At 64.5% G+C, this 4213-nt stretch carries 2 protein-coding genes; one reads left to right on the top strand and one right to left on the bottom strand.

Features of this window, described 5'->3' with window-relative positions:
• Nucleotides 1-1154 (bottom strand): PQQ-binding-like beta-propeller repeat protein (locus tag EN964_RS26850; protein ID WP_164776010.1); only part of this gene is annotated, 1154 nt, incomplete at its 3' end.
• A 251-nt stretch (nucleotides 1155-1405) separates the two neighbouring features.
• Between EN964_RS26850 and EN964_RS26845 the strand changes: the two genes are divergently transcribed.
• Entirely contained in the window at nucleotides 1406-4105 is a 2700-nt protein-coding gene (locus EN964_RS26845; RefSeq protein WP_127276953.1) for an ATP-dependent helicase, read from the top strand.
• Nucleotides 4106-4213 lie beyond the last annotated feature (108 nt).

Genomic DNA, 4213 nt, shown 5'->3' with positions numbered 1-4213 from the left:
TTGGCGGTATAGGTCTGGCCGGCCGGCAGCGGCGTTATCTGGTCCGGATTGCCGGAATCCCAGTTCCACACCAGCGCGCCGGTGGCAGCGTCGTAGGCGCGGATGACGCCGGATGGCTCCTGCGTCGAATAATTGTCGTTGACCGCGCCGCCGACGATGATCTTGCCGGCTGAGATCAGCGGGGCCGAGGTCGAGTAATAATAGCCCGACTTCGGATAGGGCATGTTGGTCAGAAGGTTCAGCGTGCCGCCCTCGGCGAAAGCCGGGCAGATCTGCCCGTTGGCGGCATCGAGCGCGATCAGCCGCGCATCCGAGGTCGGCAGATAGACGCGGGTCGCACAGGGCTGCCCGGCGGCGCCGGCGGCATCGGCGTAATAGGCCACGCCGCGGCAGGTCTGGTGCTGGCGGTCCTTGTCGAGCTTGACCTTGGGATCGAAGCGCCATTTCTCCTTTCCGCTCGCGGCATCGATGGCGATGGCGAAATTATGCGGCGTGCAGATGTAGAGTGTGTCGCCGATCTTCAGCGGCGTCACCTGATAGGTGGTCTCGCCGACATCGTCGGGACCCTTCACATCGCCGGTCTGGTAGGTCCAGGCAGGCTGCAGCTTGGCGACATTGTCCGGTGTGATCTGGTCGAGCGGCGAATAGCGCTGGCCGAACTGCGTGCGGCCGTAATAGTGCCATTCGCCGGCCGGCACATCATTGCCGAGATTGGCGTTGGCGACCACCTTGTCGGTGCCGAGTTCGCCGGCAATATCCTTCGGATCCGAAGTCATCGAATAACCGGCGACGGCCAATGATGCCAGCACGGCAAGGATCAGCGGCGCGCGCCCGTCAGGGCCGACGAGACCCCGCCTCGCCCACGGCGTCAGCAGCCAAAAAGCGAGAAGCACGATGATGCCGCCGCGAGGCCCGAGTTCCCACCAGTCGAAGCCGGTTTCCCAGACCGCCCAGGCCAACGTGCCGAGCACGATCACCGCGTAGAGCCACAAAGCAGTCGACCTGCGCCGGTAAAGCAGCCAGGCGGCGATCAGGAAGGCAAGGCCGGCAACGACATAGTACCAGCTGCCGCCCAGCATCGCCAGGCGGATGCCGCCGCCGCCGAGTGCCAGGCCGATGAGGAAAAGAATGAGGGAGGTGATGGTGACAGCCAAGATGATACTCCTTCGACTGTTGCGCTTTGCGGCGCTGCCATGGCAACCCGGCATTGCGTCGCTGCCCGAAGCACAACTTTCTCCCGACGGTCCCGCCTGTCAAGCATGGGCCTCAAGCGCAGGCGGTAATGGTCCATCGCCATTGGGATAACATCGACCGCACTGGGAGCGTGGGCAGCAATCGGGCACTTTAGCGGAACAAAACGTAGACAGTTCTGGTCTTTCCCCACCGAATCACTACATTCGGGGCGATGTCCGGCTTTTCCGAAGACATGCCCTTTTTCGACGAACCCAATGCGCGGCCCACGGCCCCGTCGGGCATCGCCGCGCGCGCCATGGCTGCCCGCAGCGGACACAACAACGCACCCGACTATCTGAAGGGCCTCAACCCGGAGCAGCGGCTGGCGGTGGAAACCACCGAAGGCCCGGTTCTGGTGCTGGCCGGAGCCGGCACCGGCAAGACCCGCGTGCTCACCACCCGCATCGCTCACATCCTCGCCACCGGCAAGGCGTTCCCGTCGCAGATCCTCGCGGTGACCTTCACCAACAAGGCCGCGCGCGAGATGAAGATCCGCATCGGCGTCCTGATCGGCGAAGGCAACGTCGAGGGCATGCCATGGCTCGGCACCTTCCACTCGATTGGCGTGAAGCTGCTTCGCAGACATGCCGAACTCGCCGGTTTGCGCTCCGACTTCACCATCCTCGACACCGACGACGTCGTGCGGCTGATCAAGCAGCTGATCCAGGCCGAAGGTCTGGACGACAAGCGCTGGCCGGCCAAGCAGTTCGCCCAGATGATCGACGGCTGGAAGAACAAGGGACAAGGCCCGTCCGACATCACCGAGGGCGACGCCCGCGCCTTCGCCAACGGCAAGGGCCGCGAACTCTACAAGGCCTATCAGGAGCGGCTGAAGACGCTGAACGCCTGCGATTTCGGCGACCTGCTGTGCCACCCGATCCGCATCTTCCGCGCCAATCCGGACGTGCTCAAGGAATACCACAAGCGCTTCAAATACATCCTCGTCGACGAGTACCAGGACACCAACACCGCCCAGTACATGTGGCTGCGCCTCCTGGCGCAGCGGCCTCAAGGCAAGCCGATCTCCCCCCTTGAGGGGGAGATGTCCGGCAGGACAGAGGGGGGCGCCTCGCGCCGACAGGCTGGAGGGACAGCGCCCCCCTCTGTCGCCTCCGGCGACATCTCCCCCTCTAGGGGGGAGATTGGGCGCTCTTCGGCCGAAACCCGCGCCACCGTAAACATCTGCTGCGTCGGCGACGACGATCAGTCGATCTATGGCTGGCGCGGTGCCGAGATCGACAACATCCTGCGCTTCGACAAGGATTTTCCCGGCGCCACCATCATCCGGCTGGAGCGCAACTACCGCTCGACCGCGCACATCCTTGGCGCGGCCTCCCACCTCATCGCCCACAATGAGGGCCGCTTCGGCAAGACGCTGTTCACCGACCGGAACGATCCGGAGGACGGCAAGGTGCATGTCCACGCCGCCTGGGATTCCGAGGAAGAAGCGCGCGCCGTCGGCGATACCATCGAGACCTACCAGCGGCAAAAGCACAATCTCAACGACATGGCGATCCTGGTCCGCGCGTCCTTCCAGATGCGCGAATTCGAGGACCGTTTCGTCACACTCGGCCTCAACTACCGCGTCATCGGCGGCCCGCGCTTCTACGAGCGCATGGAAATCCGCGATGCGCTGGCCTTCTTCCGTGTCGTCGCCCAAGGCGCCGACGACCTCGCCTTCGAGCGCATCGTCAATGTGCCGAAGCGCGGCCTTGGCGAAGCCACCATCCGCCAGATCCACGACACCGCGCGTGCGCTGCGCATCCCGATGCTGGAGGCCGCCGCCAAGCTGGCCGAAAGCGACGAGTTGAAGCCGAAGCCGCGCGCTGCCTTGCGCGAGGTGTCGGCCAATTTCGAGCGCTGGCAAAAGGCGCTGGAAACCACGCCGCACACCGAGCTCGCCGAGACCATCTTGGAAGAGAGCGGCTACACCGACATGTGGAAAAACGACCGCTCGGTCGAAGCCCCCGGCCGGCTGGAGAATTTGAAAGAGCTGATCCGTTCGATGGAGGAGTACGAATCGCTGCGCTCCTTCCTTGAGCATGTCGCACTCGTCATGGACGCCGAGCAGAATGCCGGGCTCGACGCCGTCTCGATCATGACGCTGCATTCGGCCAAGGGCCTCGAATTCGAGACCGTCTTCCTGCCCGGCTGGGAGGAAGGCCTGTTCCCGCACCAGCGTGCGCTGGATGAAGGCGGCCGCTCCGGGCTGGAGGAAGAGCGCCGCCTTGCCTATGTCGGCCTGACTCGTGCCAAGAAGAACCTGCATCTTTGGTTCGTCTCCAACCGCCGCATCCACGGCCTGTGGCAGTCGACCATCCCGTCACGCTTCCTCGACGAACTGCCGGAAGCCCATGTCGAAGTCGCCGAAAGCGGTAACTCCTATGGCGGCTACGGCAATTCCTATGGCGGCGGTTCTTTTGCCTCCGGTCGCGGCGGCCAGGGCGCGGGACGGCAAAACCCCTATGGCGCCTCGCGCTTCGACAATGTCGGCGCCGATACCGAAAAATCCGGCGCCTTCTCCAACACCTATGCAACGCCGGGCTGGCAGCGCGCGCAGGCCAACCGCACCGAGGCGACCGACCGCAACTGGGGCTCGCGCTCCGGCCACCAGGTCGAGCGCATCGGCTATGGCGAGACGGACAGCGGCTACGGCGCCGGCCGCACCTCGGTCAAGGGCCGCACCATCGATGGCGAACTGGTCGCCAAATCCGTCGCCGACAAGCCATCGCCCTTCAACGTCGGCGACCGCGTCTTCCACCAGAAATTCGGCAACGGCAACATCTCGGCCATCGAAGGCAACAAATTGACCATCGACTTCGACAAGGCCGGCCAGAAACGCGTTCTGGACGGGTTTGTCGCGGCGGTGTGAAGATGGCGTTTTCCCGCGGACAGCTCCCACCTTCGTCATCCACGGGCGGAGCAGGAGCGAAGCGACGTCGCGGAGACCCGAGGATCCATGCCGTGACCTTGGCCGTGG

Source organism: Mesorhizobium sp. M7A.F.Ca.CA.001.10.2.1 (assembly GCF_003998575.1).
GTDB lineage: Bacteria > Pseudomonadota > Alphaproteobacteria > Rhizobiales > Rhizobiaceae > Mesorhizobium.
Note: the sequence above shows the minus strand (reverse complement) of the source record. Positions and strands in the feature narration are given on the sequence as shown.